The sequence below is a fragment of the Nocardia sp. NPDC005825 genome, from assembly GCF_040630175.1.
In the GTDB taxonomy this organism is placed as follows: Bacteria; Actinomycetota; Actinomycetes; order Mycobacteriales; family Mycobacteriaceae; genus Nocardia.
The window spans coordinates 14,531-33,343 of record NZ_JBEXXC010000018.1 but is presented as its reverse complement, the minus strand read 5'-3'; the positions used below and the strand labels follow the sequence as shown (position 1 = coordinate 33,343).

Genomic DNA, 18,813 nt, shown 5'->3' with positions numbered 1-18,813 from the left:
TCGCTCAGTCGGACTGACGGGCGACCAGCACATTGTCGAGAATGCCGAGCGCGTCGGGGACCAGGACGGCGGCCGAGTAGTAGCAGCTGACCAGGTAGGAGATGATCGACTGATCGTCGATGCCCTTGAATCGCACGTTCAGGCTGGGCTCGTACTCGTCCGGAATTCCGGTCTGGTGCAAGCCGATCACGCCCTGATCCTTCTCGCCGGTCCGCATGGCGAGGATGGACGTGGTCTGGGTGTCGGAGACCGGGATCTTGCCGCACGGGAAGATCGGCACCCCACGCCAGGCCGGCACGCGATGGCCGTCGACCTCCACCGGGTCCGGATACAGTCCGCGCTTGGAACATTCGCGGCCGAACGCGGCGATCGCCTTGGGGTGGGCCAGGAACAGCTTGGTGCTGCGGCGCATGGACAGCAGGTCGTCCATGTCGTCCGGGGTGGGCGCACCGGACTCGGTGTAGATGCGCTGCTTGAGGTCACAGTTGTTGAGCAGACCGAAGTCCGGGTTGTTGACCAGGTCGTATTCGCGGCGCTCGTAGAGGGCCTCGATGGTCAGGCGCAGCTGCTGTTCGATCTGATCCATCGGATCGTTGAACAGGTCGGCGACGCGGGTGTGCACGCGCAGCACCGACTGGCCCAGGCTCAGCTCGTACTGGCGGGGCTGGTCGTCGTAGTCGACGTAGGTGCCCTCGAGCATCGGCTCCCCGGAATGGCCGGAGGAGATGAGGATCTCGGCCTCGCCGTACTTGTTCTGCGGCAGCGCGGGCGCGGTGGCCACGGCGGAAAGGTGTTCCGCCAGTGCCGGAATGTTCTCGGTGAGCTGCTCCACGGTGGAGCGGGCCAGCACCAGCATGGTGGTCGGGGTGACCGTCTTGATGGTGACCGGCCAGATGGCGTCGCCGCTGGTGAGGGTCTCGTCGCCGAAGAAGTCGCCGCCGCCGAGCATGCCGAGCTTGGTGGTCTCGCCGTACTCGCCGGCGCCGATCTTGGAGAGCTTGCCGTGCACGATGAGCAGCACCTGGTCCATGGGGTTGCCGAATTCGGCGACCACGGTGCCGGCGGGCAGGTCCCGCTGTTCGAAGCGCCCGGCCACGGCGGCCAGCACCTCTTCGTCGTCGAAGCCGCGCAGCTGCGGCAGCTCCTGCAGTTCGAGCGGGATGACCCGGGCGTGCGGGCCGTTGATGATGTACTCCACCTCGCCGTTGCCGACGGTGTGGGTGAGGCGGCGGTTGACCCGGTAGACACCGCCCTTCACCTGCGTCCACGGCAGGGAGCGGGTCAGCCAGCGGGAGCTGATGCCCTGCATCTGCGGTTCGGATTTGGTGGTGTGGGCCAGCTGGCTGGCCGCGGCGGTGCTGAGGGACTTGCGTTGGCCGTTAGTGAGCTCGATGGGCAATTCGATGGTCATGCTGCGGTCCTCACCTAGAAGGGCCACCGCGGTCATAGAGCGGTGGAGTCCACGGCAGAGCAGCAGGCCGGGGAAAAGGCCTGCAGAAATTAGACAAGTGAGTGAATTGACAAGCGCGACACTGCGTTCCAGCGATACCGATGGTAGAGGTCGCTTGGGTGCTGCGGACCGAAAAGGCAAAACATGATGCCTGGAATGTTGCTGTATCCCGTAAACCCCGAACGGCCGGTTTGGTTAGCCACGAATAGCTCGCATGGTGCTGGTCACAGCGCCAGCGCAGTAGGCTGGGGGTATGGCAAGCTCATCGGGACGCGTCGGGGCGGGTGACGCTGGTCAAGGCCAGGAAATGTCTGGGAGAGAAGCCGTGAAATTCAATACGAGGTCCGTCGTGGGTCCGATCGAGCGACTGGTCGCGACCGCGCAGAACGGGCTGGAGGTGATCCGGTTCGGGGGGCTGGTTCACGACATCGAATCGTCACCGTACGAAGTGGTGGAGCGGAAGCGGATGTACCGCCTGCGGCACTACTTCCCCGATGACACCGGGGCCGAGCGCCCCGTGGTGGTGCTGGTGCCGCCCATCATGGTGACCGCCGAGATCTGGGACGTGAATGCCGCCGATGGGGCGGTCGGCATTCTGCACCAGGGCGGAATCGACTGCTGGGTGGTCGATTTCGGCTCGCCCGCCACCGAGGAGGGCGGCTGGGACCGCGACCTCGCCGACCACGTGCTGGCGGTCTCGAGCGCCATCGACACGGTCACCGAGATCACCGGGCGCGCCGTCCATCTCATGGGCTACTCGCAGGGCGGCATGTTCGCCTATCAGACCGCCGCCTACCGCTACGGCAAGGGCATCGAGTCCATCGTGACCTTCGGCAGCCCGGTCGACGCCGTGGCCGGCATGCCGTTCGGCCTGCCGCACGGGCTGGCCGCCGACGCCGCGGACTTCCTCACCGACCACGTGCTGAACCGGCTGCCCATCACCGATTCCATGGTGCGCCTGGGCTTCCAGGCCCTGGACCCGGTCAAGACGGTGCGCGCCCGGCTGGACTTCCTGCGCCAGCTGCACAACCGTGAGGCGCTGCTGCCCAAGGAGCGCCAGCGCCGCTTCCTCGAGGTCGACGGCTGGCTCGGATATCCCGGCCCGGCGCTCACCGACCTGCTGCAGCAGTTCGTCAAGCACAATCGAATGATGCTGGGCGGCTTCGTGATCCGCGACCAGCTCATCTCGCTGGCCGAGATCAAGTGCCCGATCCTGGCGTTCGTCGGCGAGGTCGACGACATCGGCCAGCCCGCCGCCGTGCGCGGCATCGTGCGCGCCGCCCCCAACGCCGAGGTGTACGAGACCAGCATCGTGGCAGGGCATTTCGGACTGGTGTCGGGATCCACCGCCACCAAGCAGACCTGGCCCGTGGTCCGCGACTGGGTCAACCACGTCAGTGGCCGCGGCGACCTGCCCGAGCAGGTCGAGCGGATGAGCACCGAGGTGGTCCGCGGCGGCCCGCGCACCGGGCTCACCCGGGTGGTGCACGCCCTGGGCACCCTGGCCGAGGCCGGGACCAGCGTCGGCAAGACCATCGAGGGCGTGGCCGGGCAGACCCTGCGCGGCACCGTCGAGCTCACCAGCGAGGCCGCCCGCGCGCTGCCCCGGCTGACCCGGCTGGGCATGATCCAGCCGCACACCCGGATCTCGCTGGGCCGCCTGCTCACCGAGCAGGCCCAGCGCGCGCCGGGCCGGGACCTGTTCCTGTTCGACGACCGCGTGCACACCCAGGAGGAGGTCAACCAGCGCATCGACAATGTGGTGCGCGGGCTGATCTCGGTCGGGGTGCGCCCCGCGACCCGGGTCGGCGTGGTCATGGAGACCCGGCCCAGCGCGCTGGCCGCCATCGCGGCGCTCTCGCGCCTGGGCGCGGTCGCGGTGCTGCTGGCGCCGGGCAGCGAACTGGCCAAGATCGCCGAGCTGACCGGCACCAAGCTGCTCATCGCCGATCCGGAGAACCTGGCCAGCGCCGCGGCCACCGGGCACCGGGTGCTGGTGCTGGGCGGCGGCGACGCTCGCGAACTGGACGTCCCGTCGGGCGCCGACGTGATCGACATGGAGCAGATCGACCCCGACACGGTGGAGCTGCCCGCCTGGTACCGCCCGAATCCGGGCCTGGCCCGGGAACTGGCCTTCATCCTGGTCACCGGCACCGGCGACAAGTTCGACGTCAAGTACGTGACCAACCACCGCTGGGCGCTGTCGGCCTTCGGCACCGCTTCGGCCGCCGACCTGGGCCGGCACGACACCGTGTACTGCCTTGCGCCGCTGCACCATTCGTCCGGATTGCTGGTGAGTCTGGGCGGCGCGGTCGCCGGTGGCAGCCGCATCGCGCTGGCCCGCTCGCTCGAGCCGCCCCGGTTCGCGGAGGAGGTGCACCGCTACGGCGTCACCGTGGTCACCTACACCTGGACCATGCTGCGCGACATCCTCGACACCGACACCTTCGTCGCCGGGCACCCGCACCCGATCCGCCTGTTCATCGGCTCGGGCATGCCCGCGGGCCTGTGGCGGCGCACCGAGGAACGCTTCACCCCCGCCAAGGTGGTCGAGTTCTACGCCTCCATCGAGGGTGACGTGGTGCTGGCCAATGTGGCCGGCGCGAAGATCGGTTCCAAGGGCCGTCCGGTGCCGGGCACCGCGAAGGTGGAGCTCATCGCCTACGACCCGCTGACCGACGAGATCCTCACCGAGGACAGCGGTTTCGCCCGGCGCTGCGCCGACAACGAGGTGGGCCTGCTGATCGGCACGGTGACCGACACCGTCGACCTGTCCGCGGGCGGCCTGCGCGGGGTGTTCACCCCCGGCGACGCCTGGATGCCGACCGAGAACCTCTTCCGCCGCGACAGCGACGGCGACTACTGGCTGATGGACCGCCGCGACACGGTGATCCCGACGCCGCGCGGTCCGGTCTACACCCAGCCGATCGTGGACGTCCTCAACGACATCACCGCGGTCGACATGGAGGTGGCCTTCGCCATCCCGGCCCGCGACCGGGTGCTGGCGGTGGCCGCGGTGAGCGTCCGCCAGGGCTTCGGCCTGGCCCCCAAGGATGTCACCGAGGCGGTCCGTGCCCTGGCTCCCGAGCAGCGCCCCGACATCGTCTACGTGGTCGACGACATTCCGCGCAGCTCCACCTTCCGGCCGTCCACCCGCGCGGTGCAGGCCGCGGGCCGCGCCGAGCCCGATGACCGGACCTGGTGGTACAACCGCACCACCGACGCCTACGAGGTGCTCACCCCGGAACTGGCGTCACGCCTGTTCGCCTGATCGATCCGCGACAAGCGCCCCGGCACCGGTGCCGGGGCGCTTGTCGCGGCACCGGTGCGGAAAATGTTGTGGCGCGGGAATTTCGGTGGATGTCCATCGCGAATCCGGGCGACGGCTACGGCGTGAGCGGAGTCAGGACCCGTTCGACGAGAGCGGTGTCGCAGTATTCGACGATCTCCCTGATCCGCCCGCCCGCCAAACGCAGGACCAGACAATAGGTCTGCGGGTACGGCTCGCCCGCGAGGGTGGTGCCGGTGGCATGTGCCTGCACCACCACCCGGTCGCCGTCGGCGAGAATGCTGTCGGCGACCATTCGGTAGTCGCCCGCGAACTGCGCCATCAACGGGCGCAGCAGACCCTGCACCACAACGGATTTCGGCTCCCACGCCGCGGCCCACGACCAGCTGCCGGGGAATACCCAGCGGCAGTCCTCGGCCATGGCGTCGGTCAGGGCGCGGCCATTGCCGTCCGCCATCTCGGCGAAGACGGCGCGAATCGTTTCCTTGTTCTCCAGCGTGCTCATGCCTGCGAAACTACGACCCGCACGGGCATGCGACCAGCGAGGATCTCGCATGTCAGGTATGACTGGACCGCATGGGTGAGTTCACGGTGACCGGCTTGCGGGTGGTGCGTGAGGCCGCGCGATCGGGGTCCTTCACGCGCGCGGCCGAACGGCTCGGCTATACCCAGTCGGCGGTCTCGCGTCAGATCACGCTCATGGAGCGGGCGGCGGGAGCTCCGCTGTTCGACCGGCGGGCCCGCGGCGTGCATCCGACCGACGCGGGCCGGATCGTCCTGCGCCACGCCGACACCGTGCTCGACGCGATCGCCGCCGCCGGGGACGAACTGCGTCACCCGCTGCCCGCCGGACGGATCCGCGTGGGAGCGTTCTCCACCGCCATGGCCGCCCTCGTCCCCGGCGCCATCGCCGGGGTCGCCGCCCGCAATCCCGGTGTCCGCGTACACCTGCGCGAAGGCGCCACGCCGTCCCTGCTGACCGCGCTCATCAAGCGGCGCATCGATCTGGCCGTGCTGTCGGGCCGCCCGGATCATCCCGAAGACCTGAACGTCGAACCGCTGCTGGACGATTCGCTGTTCGTCGCGGTCCACGCCGCTCACCGCCTGGCGGGCCGGGTCAGCGTCCCGATCGCCGAGCTGCGCGCCGAGGCGTGGATCGCCGGCAGCGCCGACCCCGGCGATACGCTGCTGGGCGCGTGGTCCGGGCCGGCGTGGCAGCCCCGCGTCGCGCACACCGCCCGGGACTGGGTCGCCAAACTGGGGCTGGTCGCCGCCGGTCTGGGCATCACCGTGGTACCGGGGCTCGTCGTATCCGCGCTGCCGACACGGATTTCCGTGGTCCGCATCGACGACCCGGCCGCCCGGCGTCCTACCGTCCTCGCCTACCGTCGTGCCGCCACCGCCCCCGATCACCCCATGATCGAGGCCTTGCGTGATTCCGCCGCGGCCTTGGCCGCCGAGGTCCGGGCCCGCCTGCGGGAGTGACCCCGGAAACGGCGAACGCCCCCGGAGGAAGGAGTCTCCGGGGGCGTCGAGCCGATGCGGCGGGTTACTGCGCGCTCAGGCTGCTCTGCGAGGTGCAGGAGGCGCTGCCGGTGCCGAGCAGCTTCGACACGATGCTCTGCTCGGAGACGTTGACGTCGACCGACTGGCTGCTGATCAGCTCCTGCTTGGCGGTGATGGTGTGCTTGCCCGCGCTCTTCGGGGTCCAGTTGATGGTGGCCTGGTTCGCGGCCAGGACCACGCTGGACTTGCCGAACTCGACGCCGTTGTCGAGGAACGTGACGGTGAACAGGCTGCCGCCGATGGTGGTGTTCGCGGTGACCAGGTACGAGCACCCGACCACCGGGTTCGTGCTCGCGACGATCACATTGTTGATGAGCGCGTTGGCGTTGGGTGCCGCCAGTACCGCGACGGCGGCCATGGCGCCGAAAGCGCCCACACCGTAACCAGCTCGCATCTTGCCCATGGTGTCTACCTCTCGATCCGGTCGGCCAGACGCGCCGACTGGATGTGAAAGGTATCCGCTCCACACTTCCTGTGAGCGATTTCGAGAAAAATTCTCTCAGAAAATATTCCACTCACAGTTGGTCATACGCCCAGGTTGGGACCGTGACTCGCGGTACCAGGTACGCCTTCCGGCCGTCCCGAGGGCTACACGGCGAAGCTCGTGACGCCCTCGACGACCCGGGTCAGCTGAGCCTCGGTCAAGCCCGGCCACAGCGGCAGCCGGACCAGGGTGGCCGAGAACTCGGCGCTGCGCACACACGGGTTCGGTGTGCGGCCCAGCTTCAAACCGGCGGGGGAGGAGTCCAGGGGCACGTAGTGGAACGGGGCCACGATGCCCAGACCCGACAGGTGCGCGATGAGCGCGTCCCGGCGGTCCTCGGTGGGCACCCGCAGGTAGTACAGGTGCGCCGTGTGCTCCCGGTCCGACGGCACCGACATCAGCCGAATGTCGTTGCGGGCGGCCCAGTCCGGCAGCGTCGCCGCGTAGTGGTCCCACACCCGGTGCCGGTTGCGCTGAATGGTGTCGAACTCCGCCAGCTGCGCGTCCAGCACCGCCGCGTTCAATTCGCTGGGCAGATACGAGGATCCGATGTCCTGCCACGAGTACTTGTCCACCGCGCCGCGCAGGAACCGCGCCCGGTCGGTGCCCTTCTCGCGAATGATCTCCGCGCGCGCCATGAGGATCTCGTCGGTGAGCAGCACCGCGCCGCCCTCACCGCAGTGCACGTTCTTGGTGTCGTGGAACGACAGCGCGCCCACCGTGCCGATGCTGCCCAGCGGACGGCCGCGGTAGGAACCGCCCAGACCGTGCGCATTGTCCTCGATGATGGCGAAACCGTGCGCGTCCGCCAGCCGTTGCAGCCCTTCCATATCCGCGGCCACACCGCCGTAGTGGATGACCACCACGGCCTTGGTGCGCGGAGTGACCGCCGCGGCCACCGACTCCGGGTCCAGGCTGCCGGTCGCGAGATCGATGTCGGCGAACACCACGGTGGAACCGCGCAACGCCATCGAGGTGGCGGTCGAGGTGAACGCGAAGCTCGGGACGATCACCTCGTCCTCGGGCCCGAGTTCCAGCAGCAGCCCGGCCATTTCGAGCGCGTGCGTGCACGAAGTGGTCAGCAGCGCGTGCGGCGCGCCGGTGATGTCGCGCAGCTTCGTGGTCGCCGCGGCGGTGAACGGACCGTCGCCGTGGCTGTGATCCGACGTCAGCACGGCTTCCACATTCGGCAGCTCGCGCGCGGCGCGGAACGGGCGGCTGAAGATGATGCGGTCACTGCTCACGCGCGGGGATCCCCCTCGATACCGTCGAAACGAGTTGCGGTGTGGCGGATTCCGGCGCCCACGCCCTGCTCCGGGCGCGGCGTCGGCGAATCCACCGTCAGATACAGGGGCTTACCGACCAGCACATGCAGTGCCACCCCGAGGTATTCGGCGATCAGGCCCAGCGAGAACAGCACCGCGCCCGAACACAGCAGCAGCACCGTCATCAGCGACGCCCAGCCCTCCGGGTCCCGGCCGCTGTTGGTGAGCGCGTGGTAGACCACCCAGCCCGCCATGCCGAGCCCGCCCAGCGCGAGCGTCACGCCCAGCATGCTGACCAGGCGCAGGCCGCGAGTTCCGCTGCACAGCACCATCTTCCAGAACAGCGAGAACAGGCGGCGGTAGTTGTAGCCGGACTCGTCGCGGCCCTCGGCGCGCAACTGCACCGGCACCTGCGCCACCTCGCCCACCACCCAGGTGAGCGCCACGTCCAGGTACACGCCGTTGGAGGCCACCCGGGCCAGCTGCCGCGCGATGTCGCCGCGGATCAGCCGGTAGCTCTCGAAGCGGGTCGAGTCGGGGAAGGCGAACAGGGTCGCCAGCACCAGCTTCGCGCCGCGCGAGGTGATGTTGCGCAGGAAGCCGTGCGGGCGGGTGTTGACCGGCTTGGAGTAGACCAGATCGGCGCGCTCGGTGAGGGCGGCGTCGAGGAAGTCGGCGATGAACGCCGGGTCGTGCTGACCGTCCTCGTCCATGGTGACCGTCCAGTCGCCCTGGGCGGCGGCCATGCCCGCGATGGTGGCGGCGTCCTGACCGTAGTTACGGCTCAGCCACACCACCCGCACCTGCGGGTAGGTCTCGGCGAGCTCGCGCAGCACCACATCGGAGCGGTCGGGGCCGTGGTCGTGCACCAGCACGATCTCCTCGACCCGGAAGCTCGCGCCGCGCGGCGTGGTCACCGGCTCGCCGAGCTTGTCCAGTTCACTGACCAGCGAGGCGATGGTGTCCTCACCGCGGTACACGGGCACCACGACGGAGACCGCGTGCACCCGCGCCGGGCGCTCGTCGCCGGAGGTCACGCTGGGGTCGCTCGCGTAGGTGCGGGCGGACGGAATCGGCATCAGCTGAATGTACTTTCGATGACGGAGTGCGCCGGAACTCCACACCGGAAACCGGAGCCCGAGCCGCCGTGAACTCTAACACGCTGCTCGGCGCGGCATTCGGTGCGAAGGGTTGACATCCGCCAATCATTGCCCATTCCCGCCGGAGGTGACGGATCGGCGTAAGCGCCATGGACGACCTTGGGCTCGAGCCGCCGCCGGAGCGTCGGCGGAAGTGCCCCGCTGCCACGGCGTAAGTGCCATCGACAGCACCGCCCTGTAGGGTCTGGAACTCGTGGTGGACAGCTCAGTTTCCCAGGCGGTCGGGGCCGCCGAATCCGGGCCGGACGAAGTCGACGCGGCGCGCCGCGCGACCCGGCGTGAGGTGTATCGCTGGGGCGGCGTGACCGTCCTCGGCGTGATCCTCGGCTACCTGGCCGTGGTGCTGGCCAACCCCCGCCACTTCTTCACCGACGACACCGAATCCCAGTACACCGGACTGTGGGTGTTCTTCGGCCGCGCCTTCCGCGACGGCCACTTCCCGCTGCTGCAGCCCCAGCAGTGGATGACCGGCAACTACACCAATGAGGAAGCGGGACTGTTCAACCCGCCGCAGCTGCTGATCGACCTGATCGCGCCCTCGGTGCCGAACCTGGCCCTCTACGCCACCATCGTGAAGGCGATCTACGCCATCATCGCCGGGCTCGGCGTGTACCGCGTCTGCCTGGCGTACGGCGCGCGCCCGCAGTGGGCGGCGGTCGCCGGCGTGGCCATGCCGTTCACCGGATTCTTCCTGTTCTTCGACGAGGCCAGCTGGTTCACCGCCATGGCGGGCACCGCCTGGATGATCCACGCCTGGGCGTCCTCGGAGCGCTACCTGCGCGGCCAGGGCGGTCCGATCCCGGTCTTCGTCTACCTGTACCTGGCCATCTCGGTGCAGTACGTGTTCCCCGCGGTCGAGGCCGTGCTCATGCTCGTCGCGGTGGCCGTCGGCTTCCTGGTGTGCCGGGGACCGCGCAGCCGGCCGCAGTGGCGCGCCGCGTTCGCCCCGCTGCTGCGCCTGGCCGCCGCCGCGGGCTGCGCGGGTGCGGCGGGGCTGCTGACCTTCCTGCCGTCGATGCTCTCGGCGCAGGTGAGCTGGCGCGGCAATTCGCAGATCAATAACGACCAGTTCCTGACGGTGCCGTGGTCGGAGTCGCTGAACGCGAGCCTGCCCACCACCATGCCCGCGTTCACCTCGTGGTGGGGTTATGTGCAGCCGCTGCCGATGACCTACATCGCCTGGTTCCTGATCCCGGCGCTGGCCTTCGTGGACTGGAAGGCGGCGCAGAAGCACTGGAAGCAGTTCGTCGCCATCGCCCTGTTCGCCTTGATGGCGTTGATGTGGACCGCCGGGCCCGGGACCGTCGGCCCGCTGCGCTGGCCCGCCCGCGTGCTGCCCATGCTGGCGCTCGGTCTGCTGGTGCTGGTGTGTGTGCTGCTGGGCCGCTTCGCCACGCTGAAGGACCGCAACAACCGGATCATCGCGGCGCTGGTACTGGTGCTGGCGCTGTGGGTGCGCACTTTCTCCGCCGACCCGCACCAGGTGCTGTGGCACCTGGGCTCGGCCGCGGTCGTGATCGCGCTCGGATTCGGCGTGGTGTGGCTGGGCCGCACCCGCGGCGCGTCCGGGGCCGCCGCGCTGGTGATCGCCGCCATGGTGCCGATCGCGTGGTTCCAGGTGTGGTGGGTGCAGCCCACTCCGATGTCGTGGAACCTGCCCGCCAACCGCACCGAGGCCATGGCCGCGTTCCCGAAGTTCTCCGGCGGCACCACCATTCAGCTCTCCGATCGCGGCCGACTGCAGCCCGCCGACAAGAGCCTCGAGGGGGCCTACGGATCGCTGGTGTGGGGAAACTACGCCAAGGACCTGGAACTGGACTACGTCAACGGCTATACCCCCAACGGGCACTTCTACTTCGGCGAGATGCTGTGCATGAAGTGGGATTCCAGCGTCTGCCCCGACGCCTACAAGCGCCTGTTCAGCCCCGAGCCGACCACGGGCCGCATCCTGGCCGACCTCATGCTCGTCGACCGGGTGGTGCTGCAGAAGGCCATGCTTCCCGATGCCGGTGACCAGCCCGCCCCCGAGGGCTGGCATTTCGTCGACGTCCCCGGCCACGAGAAGTACATCTGGGTGCTCGAACGCGACAACGGCCCGATCTCCACGGTCAACGGCCGTGTCGGCGACGCCCACGATGTCACCGCCACCTCGATCGAGGACACCGACACCACCAGCCGGGTGCGCGTGTCCTCGGAGACCGGCGGCCGCGTCACCTTCGCCCGCCTGGGCTGGCCCGGCTACCGGGTCACCCTCGACGGCAAGACCGTCCCGTTCCACACCGTGTCGAAAGTCTTCGTCGCCGTGGACATTCCGGCCGGCACCGACAATGCCGAACTGGAACTGAGCTGGCGCCCGCCGGGCTGGAAGATCGGAATCGCCAGCGCCGGAGCCGGGCTCGTCGGCCTGGGCCTGCTGCAGTGGCTCTACGTCCGCTCCCGCCGCCGCGGCGCGGACGCGCCCGCCGTCGAACAGCTCGACGACGACCAGGATCGCGAACTGGTGGGTTCGGGGCGGTGACCGAGACCCAGCTGCCCGCCGAGGGCGCGCCCGCCGGGCCGCTGCTGCGGTTGGTGCGCCGCCAGGAGGTGGCCTTCGCGCTGGTCGGCGGGTTCAACACGCTGATGGGCATGGTGCTCACCATCTTCTGGCTGACCGTGCTCGGCGACGCGGTGTCCGAGGATGTGGCCGCCGCCCTGTCGGTGGCACTGGCCTACGCGGTCGGCATGGTGATCGCCTTCGCGCTGCACCGCACCCTGGTGTTCCGGGTGCGCGGCCACCTGCTGCGCGACTTCGTGGCCTTCGTCGGCGTGAACGCGGTCGGCATGGTGCTGAACATGGTGCTGCTGCAGCTGGCCGTCTCGCTGCTGCACGCCCCGGCCAAACCGGCCGCGGTCGTGGTCATGGGCCTGGTCGCGGTGGCCAGCTTCTTCGGTCACCGCCACATCAGCTTCCGCCGCCCCGCCGATTCCGTCGCCGCGCCGCCCGACCGGTAGGTTGTCGGACATGTCGGAGGAAATCCTGGACCCCACCCTGCTGACCCTGCTGGCCTGCCCGCAGGACAAGGGTCCCCTGCAGCTGGTCCACACCGCCACCGGTGACACCGTGCTCTACAACCCCCGCCTGCGCCGCGCCTACCCGGTCGACAACGGCATCCCGGTCCTGCTCGTGGACGAGGCCCGCGACGTCTCCGACGACGAGCACACCCTGTTCCTGGGTCAGGACTGATCCCGGCCCGGGCCGAGTGCGCTCAGCCCGCGGTGAGCCCGTCGAGGTCCCCGGTGAAGTAGCGCTGCAGCGTGGGACCGATGGTGGTGGCCAGCTGGTCGATCGGCATCGAGGCGATCGGTTCCAGCCGCAGGATCTTGCGGGTCACCAGCAGTCCCGCGAGCTGCGAGGCCGCCAGGACCGCGCGTTGCGCGCCGGTACCGGGCGGCGAATCCACGCGCGGGCGAATCTCTTTCAGCACCACCTCCAGCAGGAAGGTGCGCGCCAGCGTGGGATCGTCGCTGGCGAGCATGCTGCGGAAGGCGGCGACGGCGGGCATGCCGATGGGGGAGTCCCAGATGCCGACCACCGTGCGGATGATGTGCTCGCCCAGCTGTTCCAAGGGGATCACCGCGAATCCGGCCAGGATCTCCTGCGGGTCGATCGGCAATTGCAGTGCCGCCGCGAACAATTGGTGCTTGGTGCCGAAATAGTGGTGCACCAGCGCCGGATCCACGGCGGCCGCGGTCGCGATCGACCGGATGGAGGCCTTGTCGAAGCCGACCTCGGCGAACCGCACCCGGGCGGCGTCGAGAATCGCCTCCCGGGTGCCGGAGTTGCCGGGCCGGCGGCCGCTGCGGGTGCCGGAGCTACCGGTCACGCGGTCCGCCGACGTAGGGTCGCGGCCGCCAGCACCAGTGCCACCGCGGCGAACGCGGCCACGATCAGAATGTCGCGCCACATCTGGCCCGTCGCTCCGGTGTGCGTCGACACCTGCTCGAGCGCGTCGACGGCATAACTCAGCGGCAGCACATTGCTGATCGCCTCCAGCCAGCTCGGCAGCTGACCGCGCGGCACCAGCAGCCCGCACAGGAAGAACTGCGGCAGCACGATCACCGGCATGAACTGCACGGCCTGGAACTCGGTGCGGGCGAACGCGCTTGCCAGCAGGCCCAGCGCGACGCCGAGCACCGCGTCGATCACCGCGATCAGCACCACCAGCGCGGGACTGCCCGCCGCGTTCAGGCCCAGCAGCCAGAACGCCACCAGGCACGCCACCCCCGCCTGCGCGGCCGCCGCGATGGAGAACGCGGTCCCGTACCCGGCGAGCAGATCGAGCTTGGACAGCGGGGTGGTCATCAGTCGTTCGAGGGTGCCCGAGACCCGTTCGCGCTGCATGGCGATGGCGGTGATCAGGAACATGACCACGAACGGCAGGATGCCGAGCATGGTGATGCCGATCCGGTCGAACAGCCGGGGCGCGCCGGGCATCATCGGATAGTTCTTGTACACGAAGTACAGCAGCGTCATGAGCAGCGCGGGCACCAGCACGATCATGGCGACGGTGCGGTGATCGGCGCGCAACTGCCGCAGGATGCGCACCGTGGTGGCGGTGTAGCAGCGCAGCGGGCGCGGTCCCGCCGGGCGCGAAAGGGTCGCGGTCACAGCTCTTCTCCCATCCGGATCAACTTGAGGAAGGCGTTCTCCAGACTGGATTCGCCGGTGTCGGAACGCAATTCGGCGGGGGTGAGCTGGGCCAGCAGGCGGCCTTCGCGCATGAGCAGCAGCCGGTCGCAGTGCTCGGCCTCGTCCATGACGTGACTGGACACCAGCAGGGTTCGGCCCTGTTTGGCGAGCGCGTGGAACTGCTCCCACAGGTCCGCGCGCAGCACCGGGTCCAGGCCGACGGTCGGCTCGTCGAGCACGAGTAGTTCCGGATCGGCCACCAGCGCGCAGGCCAGCGACACCCGGGTGCGCTGCCCGCCCGACAGCTCACTGCCGCGATGGCCGGAGTGACTGCTCAAACCGACCGCGGCCAGCGCCGTGTCGACCTCGGCCCGCGAGGCCCCGTACAGCGCGCCGAAATACGCCACATTGTCGGCGACGGTGAGGTCGTCGTAGATGCTGGGCGCCTGGGTCACGTACCCGACCCGCCGCCGCAGCGCGCGCGATCCGGCCTCGTCACCGAGTACCCGCACGGTCCCGGATTCGATGATCTGCGTGCCGACGATGCTGCGCATGAGCGTCGTCTTGCCGCACCCCGACGGTCCGAGGAGTCCGGTGATGCTGCCCTTCGGCACGGTCAGGGAGATGTTCTGCAGCACCTGATGCCCGCCGCGGCGCACTTCCAGGTGCTCGATGGCGATGGCGTCGGTGGTTGTCGCTGGTGCCGTCACGGTCACCCTCAATTCATCGAGTGTTGAATTCACTACGTGATGAATTGTGCGCCGGTCGGCGACGCGAGGCAAGACCCCGCGTGTCGGCTCGCCGCGATCTGACCAAATCGTGACGAACCCGGCGACCTCGGCCGGTCCGGGCGCATTCCGGCGGCACTGCGGCCAGAATCGCCGCATGCGTGTACTCCTGACCGGCGCAGCCGGATTCATCGGCTCGCACATCCACCGCGCGGCGCTCGCCGCCGGCCACGAGGTCGTCCCGGTCGACCTCATGCTCGCCGCCGCCCACGGCCGCGACGCCGTCCCGCCGCCCGGCATCGTCCCGGCCGACGTCCGCGACCCGGACGCCCTGGCCGAACTGCTGACCGGCGTCGACGCGGTCTGCCACCAGGCGGCCGTGGTCGGCGCGGGGGTGAGCGCGCAGGACGCGCCCGCCTTCGCCAGCCACAACGACCTCGGCACCGCGGTCCTGCTCGCCGCCATGGACCGGGCCCGCTGCCGCCATCTGGTGCTGGCCTCGTCCATGGTGGTCTACGGCGAGGGCCGCTATGTCGACTCCGCGGGGGATCCGGTCGATCCGGCCCCGCGCACCCGCGCCGACCTCGACGCCGGGCGCTTCGACCATCGCGGCCCCGACGGCCGCCCGCTGTCCTGGGCGCCCATCGACGAGGACGCGCCGCTGCGGCCGCGCAGCCTCTACGCCGCTTCCAAGGTCGCGCAGGAGCACTACGCCACGGCCTGGGCGTCGGCCACCGGCGGCACCGTCACCGCCCTGCGCTACCACAATGTCTACGGACCCGACATGCCCAGGGACACACCGTATTCCGGTGTCGCCGCCATCTTCCGGTCGGCGCTCGAGGCGGGTGAGGCCCCGCGCGTCTTCGAGGACGGCACCCAGGCCCGCGATTTCGTGCACGTCCGCGATATCGCCGCCGCCAATGTGTCCGCTCTCGAACAGCCGCTGACGGCGTTCACCGCGCTCAATATCGCCTCGGGCATCCCCATCACGATCGGCGACGTGGCGGCCACCCTGGCCACCGCGTGCGCCGGCAAACAGCCGGTGGTGACCGGCGAATACCGCTCCGGCGATGTCCGCCACATCGTGGCCGGACCCGAACGGGCGCGGCGCGCACTGGGTTTCACCGCCGCCGTCACCCCGACCGCGGGCCTGGCCGAATTCTCGTCCGCGCCGTTGCGCGCCGCCTCGGGGGACGGAGCGCCCACCTGGCGGTGAATCCGCGTGCCGCGGTCACCAGTTCGTCAGGATCAGATGATTGACGATCAGCGCCCCCGCCGCCTGCACCACCAGCCAGAACCGGGCACTGTGGCGGGGGAGCAGCGCGGTCGCCGCCAGCGCCCACACGTCGAACGGCAGCCAGATGCGTTCGGTCTCGGCCTTGCTGAGACCGCTGATGTCGGCGATCAGGATGGCGGTGAGCCCGGCCCCCGCCATCAGCGCGGCCGGATCGACGTGAGAACGCCAGCGCGACAACCATTCCCGTAGCGGACGCAGCGGCGGGATCTCCAGCTCGACCAGGACCCGGCAGCCGGCCGCGGCGGTGGCCAGACCCACCGCGCACACCGTCGCGGCCAGATTGCCCCACACCCAGTACCCGTACGGCCGCTCGTGCGCGATGCCCTGGTAGTACCGCTGCACCACCAGGTGATAGCCGGTGAACCACCAGAACCCGGCCGCCGCGAACGCCGCCACCACGGCCAGCGCACCCGCGAGCGCGGGCAACGCGGGCCGCAGCGACCGCGCCATCAGGACCGCCGCAGCCGGAATCGCCATCAGCACAAGGCCGTAACTCAGGAAGACGGTGAACCCGAACAGCACGCCCGACCCCAGCGCGGCCGCGACCCAGCCCCGCTCGAGCCGGGTGGCGAGCGCCAGCAGCGCCACCGCCCACGCCGCCACGCCCGCGAACAAGCCGTCGGCGGAGACCGCGATCCAGATCGCCGCCGGCATCAGGGCCAGGAAGGGCGACGCGGCCCGCGCCCGATGCTCGGAGCCCAAGGCCCGCAAGGTGAACGGCACCGCGGCCGCCGCACTCGTCCCCACCGCCAGGCACAACAGGCCCGCCCACGCCCCACCGCCCAGCCCGATCCGGTCCAGCAGCACGAACACCAGCAGCGCCCCCGGCGGATGCCCGGACACGTGCGTGGTCCACGAGTCGGGCTGGAAATCCAGGATGCGGCCGGAGAATCCGCGCACCATGGCCCCGATGTCGTGCACCCCGCCGACCTCGTGCAGGTATTCGTCGCGGGTGGTGAGCCGCCCGGCGAAGCCCCGCTGCCAGCCGTCGATCATGGCCAGCGCGAAGGCCCATGCCGCCGCTGTCGCCCAGGCGGCCAGCAGCAGCCGCCCGAACGAGAGCCGTCGCGCCAGGTCCGGCCCGAACCGCACCACCGCCGCCGCGATGGCCACCGCCGGGACCGTGCCCCAGCCCAGATGGGGGAGCCAGCCGCCGAAGAGCGGTGCGGCCCCGGCGTAGAGCTTGTCCCGCCAGAGTTTGCCCTCGATTCGCGGAATCAGGAAGGCGGCCAGGACGAGAACGAAGGCCGCGAGTGCGCCGTAACTGTCGACGCGGGTGGAGACGTAGCGCGCGACCCTCGTCGCGGAAGCGTTCGCCATGCCGGAAACCATAGGCCCCGAAACCCGCCGGAACTGTCCGGATCGCGATTCTTGCTGCTCCCGTCATACTTTCGTCATGCGTGTCCCGGGGGTCGAACGCCCCGATTGGGCTTACCGTCGAGGCCATGACCGAGTTGGACTCCGAGCCCGGGGTCACGGTGGTGATCCCCTGCCGGGATGAGGCGGAAGCCCTTCCTGGCGTACTGTCGGCAATTCCCATCGGGTACCGGGTGATCGTGGTGGACAACGGCTCCACCGACGGCACCGCGGCGGTGGCCCGCGCGGCGGGCGCCACCGTGGTGACCGAATCGAAGCCCGGATACGGCAGCGCCGTCCACGCCGGCGTCGATGCCGCCCGTACCGAACTGGTCGCCGTCCTCGACGGCGACGGCTCTCTCGACCCCGGCGAACTACCCCGGCTGGTGGCCGAATTCGTCCCCGGCGTCGACATGGTGGTCGGCCGTCGCCGCGCCGTCCCCGGCGCGCTGCCGGTGCATGCGCGAATCGGCAACTGGGCCTTCGCTTTCCGGCTGCGCCGCCGGTACGGCCTGCCGGTGCACGATATCGCCGCCATGCGCGTCACCCGCCGCGACCGATTGCAGGCGCTCGGCCACCTGCACGCCCGGTCCGGATATCCGCTGGCGTTGCTCACCGGCGCGGCCCGTGCGGGCTGGCTGGTGCTGGAGCGCGACATCACCTATCGGCCGCGGACTCACGGCGAGTCCAAGGTCTCCGGTTCCTGGCGCGGCACCCTGCGGGCCGCCCGTGACTTCTGGAGTGTGCGATGACCACCGAGATAGACCACGCCCCGCTCGACGACACCGTCCCCGCCGCCTTGCTCATCATGGCCAAATCGCCCATTCCGGGCTTCGCCAAAACCCGCCTCACCCCGCAGTTCTCGCCGGTCGACGCCGCCTACCTGGCGGCCTGCGCGCTGCTCGACACCCTGGACGCGGTGCGCGAGAGCGGCATCCGCCACCCCGTCGTCGCCTGGACCGGTGACCTGGACCGGGCCGAGCGCTCGGTCGAACTGAACGCCGCTCTGCGCGCGGTGACCGTGATCCCGCAGCGCGGCGACAGCTTCGGCGAACGCCTCGCCCACGCCCACGTCGACGCCGCCGAGTTCGGCGTCCCGGTGCTGCAGATCGGCATGGACACCCCGCAGGTCGACCCGGTCCTGCTCGCCCGTTCGGCCGCCCGGCTGGTCGCCACCGGCGACACCGTGCTCGGGCCGGCCACCGACGGCGGCTGGTGGGCGCTGGGCCTGTCCGGTCCACGAGCCGCGCACCTGCTCGCCGACATCCCCATGTCGACCGACCGGACCGGCGAGCTCACCGCGACGGCCCTGCGGCACAGCGGATTACGGGTGCACGCGCTGCCGACACTCACCGACGTCGACACCTACGCCGACGCCGTCTCGGTGGCGGCGGTGTCCCGGGGCCGCTTCGCTCGCGCTGTCACCGAGCTGGTGACCGCGAAAATGCCTGTCCCACTCTGATATTCACTTCTCGAAAGGAGCCCGCGGTGTCGCCGAGTCAGCCCACCGAAACCGCGGACGCCGGTCCCGACCCGATCGAGCGGC

17 protein-coding genes are annotated in these 18,813 nt (G+C 70.0%); 8 read left to right on the top strand and 9 right to left on the bottom strand.

Annotated elements, in window-relative coordinates; all coding sequences use genetic code 11:
* Positions 1-4: 4 nt before the first annotated feature.
* Positions 5-1,411 (bottom strand): family 2B encapsulin nanocompartment shell protein, encoded by a 1,407-nt coding sequence (locus tag ABZ382_RS32400; RefSeq protein WP_357097030.1) that lies wholly within the window; start codon positions 1,409-1,411, stop codon positions 5-7.
* Between the two features lie 346 nt (positions 1,412-1,757).
* On the opposite strand from ABZ382_RS32400, the gene ABZ382_RS32395 reads away from it, so the two are divergent.
* Positions 1,758-4,721 (top strand): AMP-binding protein, encoded by a 2,964-nt coding sequence (locus ABZ382_RS32395; protein WP_357097028.1) that lies wholly within the window; start codon positions 1,758-1,760, stop codon positions 4,719-4,721.
* A 115-nt stretch (positions 4,722-4,836) separates the two neighbouring features.
* On the opposite strand, the gene ABZ382_RS32390 is transcribed toward ABZ382_RS32395, so the two are convergent.
* Positions 4,837-5,244: a nuclear transport factor 2 family protein gene (locus ABZ382_RS32390; RefSeq protein ID WP_357097026.1), complete on the bottom strand. Its 408-nt coding sequence runs from the start codon at positions 5,242-5,244 to the stop codon at positions 4,837-4,839.
* A gap of 71 nt (positions 5,245-5,315) precedes the next feature.
* On the opposite strand from ABZ382_RS32390, the gene ABZ382_RS32385 reads away from it, so the two are divergent.
* On the top strand, positions 5,316-6,224 hold the full coding sequence (locus tag ABZ382_RS32385) for a LysR family transcriptional regulator (RefSeq protein WP_357097024.1): 909 nt from the start codon (positions 5,316-5,318) through the stop codon (positions 6,222-6,224).
* Between the two features lie 64 nt (positions 6,225-6,288).
* Here the strand turns inward: ABZ382_RS32385 and ABZ382_RS32380 are convergent, their stop codons facing one another.
* From ABZ382_RS32380 to ABZ382_RS32370, 3 genes are all read right to left on the bottom strand, one after another.
* Positions 6,289-6,708 (bottom strand): hypothetical protein, encoded by a 420-nt coding sequence (locus ABZ382_RS32380; RefSeq protein ID WP_357097022.1) that lies wholly within the window; start codon positions 6,706-6,708, stop codon positions 6,289-6,291.
* 185 nt (positions 6,709-6,893) lie between these two features.
* Positions 6,894-8,033 carry a dTDP-4-amino-4,6-dideoxygalactose transaminase gene (gene rffA, locus ABZ382_RS32375; protein WP_357097020.1) on the bottom strand — a complete coding sequence of 380 codons (1,140 nt, stop codon included), beginning with the start codon at positions 8,031-8,033 and terminating at the stop codon, positions 6,894-6,896.
* On the bottom strand, positions 8,030-9,061 hold the full coding sequence (locus ABZ382_RS32370) for a glycosyltransferase (protein WP_357097148.1): 1,032 nt from the start codon (positions 9,059-9,061) through the stop codon (positions 8,030-8,032). Before ABZ382_RS32370 ends, rffA begins: the two co-directional genes overlap by 4 nt.
* 436 nt (positions 9,062-9,497) lie before the next feature.
* On the opposite strand from ABZ382_RS32370, the gene ABZ382_RS32365 reads away from it, so the two are divergent.
* Genes ABZ382_RS32365 through ABZ382_RS32355 form a run of 3 tightly spaced genes read left to right on the top strand, consistent with a single transcriptional unit; the run spans position 9,498 to position 12,440 of the window.
* Positions 9,498-11,732 carry a hypothetical protein gene (locus tag ABZ382_RS32365; RefSeq protein WP_357097146.1) on the top strand — a complete coding sequence of 745 codons (2,235 nt, stop codon included), beginning with the start codon at positions 9,498-9,500 and terminating at the stop codon, positions 11,730-11,732.
* The gene (locus ABZ382_RS32360) at positions 11,729-12,208 is read left to right on the top strand and encodes a GtrA family protein (protein WP_357097018.1); all 480 of its coding nucleotides are present in this window, start codon (positions 11,729-11,731) and stop codon (positions 12,206-12,208) included. Before ABZ382_RS32365 ends, ABZ382_RS32360 begins: the two co-directional genes overlap by 4 nt.
* 10 nt (positions 12,209-12,218) lie before the next feature.
* Positions 12,219-12,440, top strand: a complete 222-nt coding sequence (locus tag ABZ382_RS32355; RefSeq protein ID WP_357097016.1) for a Trm112 family protein — start codon at positions 12,219-12,221, stop codon at positions 12,438-12,440.
* 22 nt (positions 12,441-12,462) lie between these two features.
* Here ABZ382_RS32355 and ABZ382_RS32350 read toward each other — a convergent pair whose 3' ends face one another.
* From ABZ382_RS32350 to ABZ382_RS32340, 3 genes are read right to left on the bottom strand one after another with little or no spacing between them, the layout of a single operon-like run.
* Positions 12,463-13,080: a TetR family transcriptional regulator gene (locus ABZ382_RS32350; RefSeq protein ID WP_357097015.1), complete on the bottom strand. Its 618-nt coding sequence runs from the start codon at positions 13,078-13,080 to the stop codon at positions 12,463-12,465.
* On the bottom strand, positions 13,077-13,865 hold the full coding sequence (locus ABZ382_RS32345) for an ABC transporter permease (RefSeq protein ID WP_357097013.1): 789 nt from the start codon (positions 13,863-13,865) through the stop codon (positions 13,077-13,079). Before ABZ382_RS32345 ends, ABZ382_RS32350 begins: the two co-directional genes overlap by 4 nt.
* Positions 13,862-14,596: an ABC transporter ATP-binding protein gene (locus ABZ382_RS32340; protein ID WP_357097011.1), complete on the bottom strand. Its 735-nt coding sequence runs from the start codon at positions 14,594-14,596 to the stop codon at positions 13,862-13,864. The genes ABZ382_RS32345 and ABZ382_RS32340 overlap by 4 nt, the downstream gene beginning before the upstream one ends.
* 175 nt (positions 14,597-14,771) lie before the next feature.
* Between ABZ382_RS32340 and ABZ382_RS32335 the strand changes: the two genes are divergently transcribed.
* Positions 14,772-15,830, top strand: a complete 1,059-nt coding sequence (locus ABZ382_RS32335; RefSeq protein WP_357097009.1) for an NAD-dependent epimerase/dehydratase family protein — start codon at positions 14,772-14,774, stop codon at positions 15,828-15,830.
* A 15-nt stretch (positions 15,831-15,845) separates the two neighbouring features.
* On the opposite strand, the gene ABZ382_RS32330 is transcribed toward ABZ382_RS32335, so the two are convergent.
* Positions 15,846-17,231 carry a hypothetical protein gene (locus ABZ382_RS32330; RefSeq protein ID WP_357097007.1) on the bottom strand — a complete coding sequence of 462 codons (1,386 nt, stop codon included), beginning with the start codon at positions 17,229-17,231 and terminating at the stop codon, positions 15,846-15,848.
* A gap of 125 nt (positions 17,232-17,356) precedes the next feature.
* Here ABZ382_RS32330 and ABZ382_RS32325 point away from each other — a divergent pair, with 125 nt between their 5' ends.
* The gene (locus ABZ382_RS32325; protein WP_357097005.1) at positions 17,357-18,019 is read left to right on the top strand and encodes a glycosyltransferase family 2 protein; all 663 of its coding nucleotides are present in this window, start codon (positions 17,357-17,359) and stop codon (positions 18,017-18,019) included.
* Positions 18,016-18,729: a DUF2064 domain-containing protein gene (locus tag ABZ382_RS32320; protein WP_357097003.1), complete on the top strand. Its 714-nt coding sequence runs from the start codon at positions 18,016-18,018 to the stop codon at positions 18,727-18,729. The genes ABZ382_RS32325 and ABZ382_RS32320 overlap by 4 nt, the downstream gene beginning before the upstream one ends.
* Positions 18,730-18,813 lie beyond the last annotated feature (84 nt).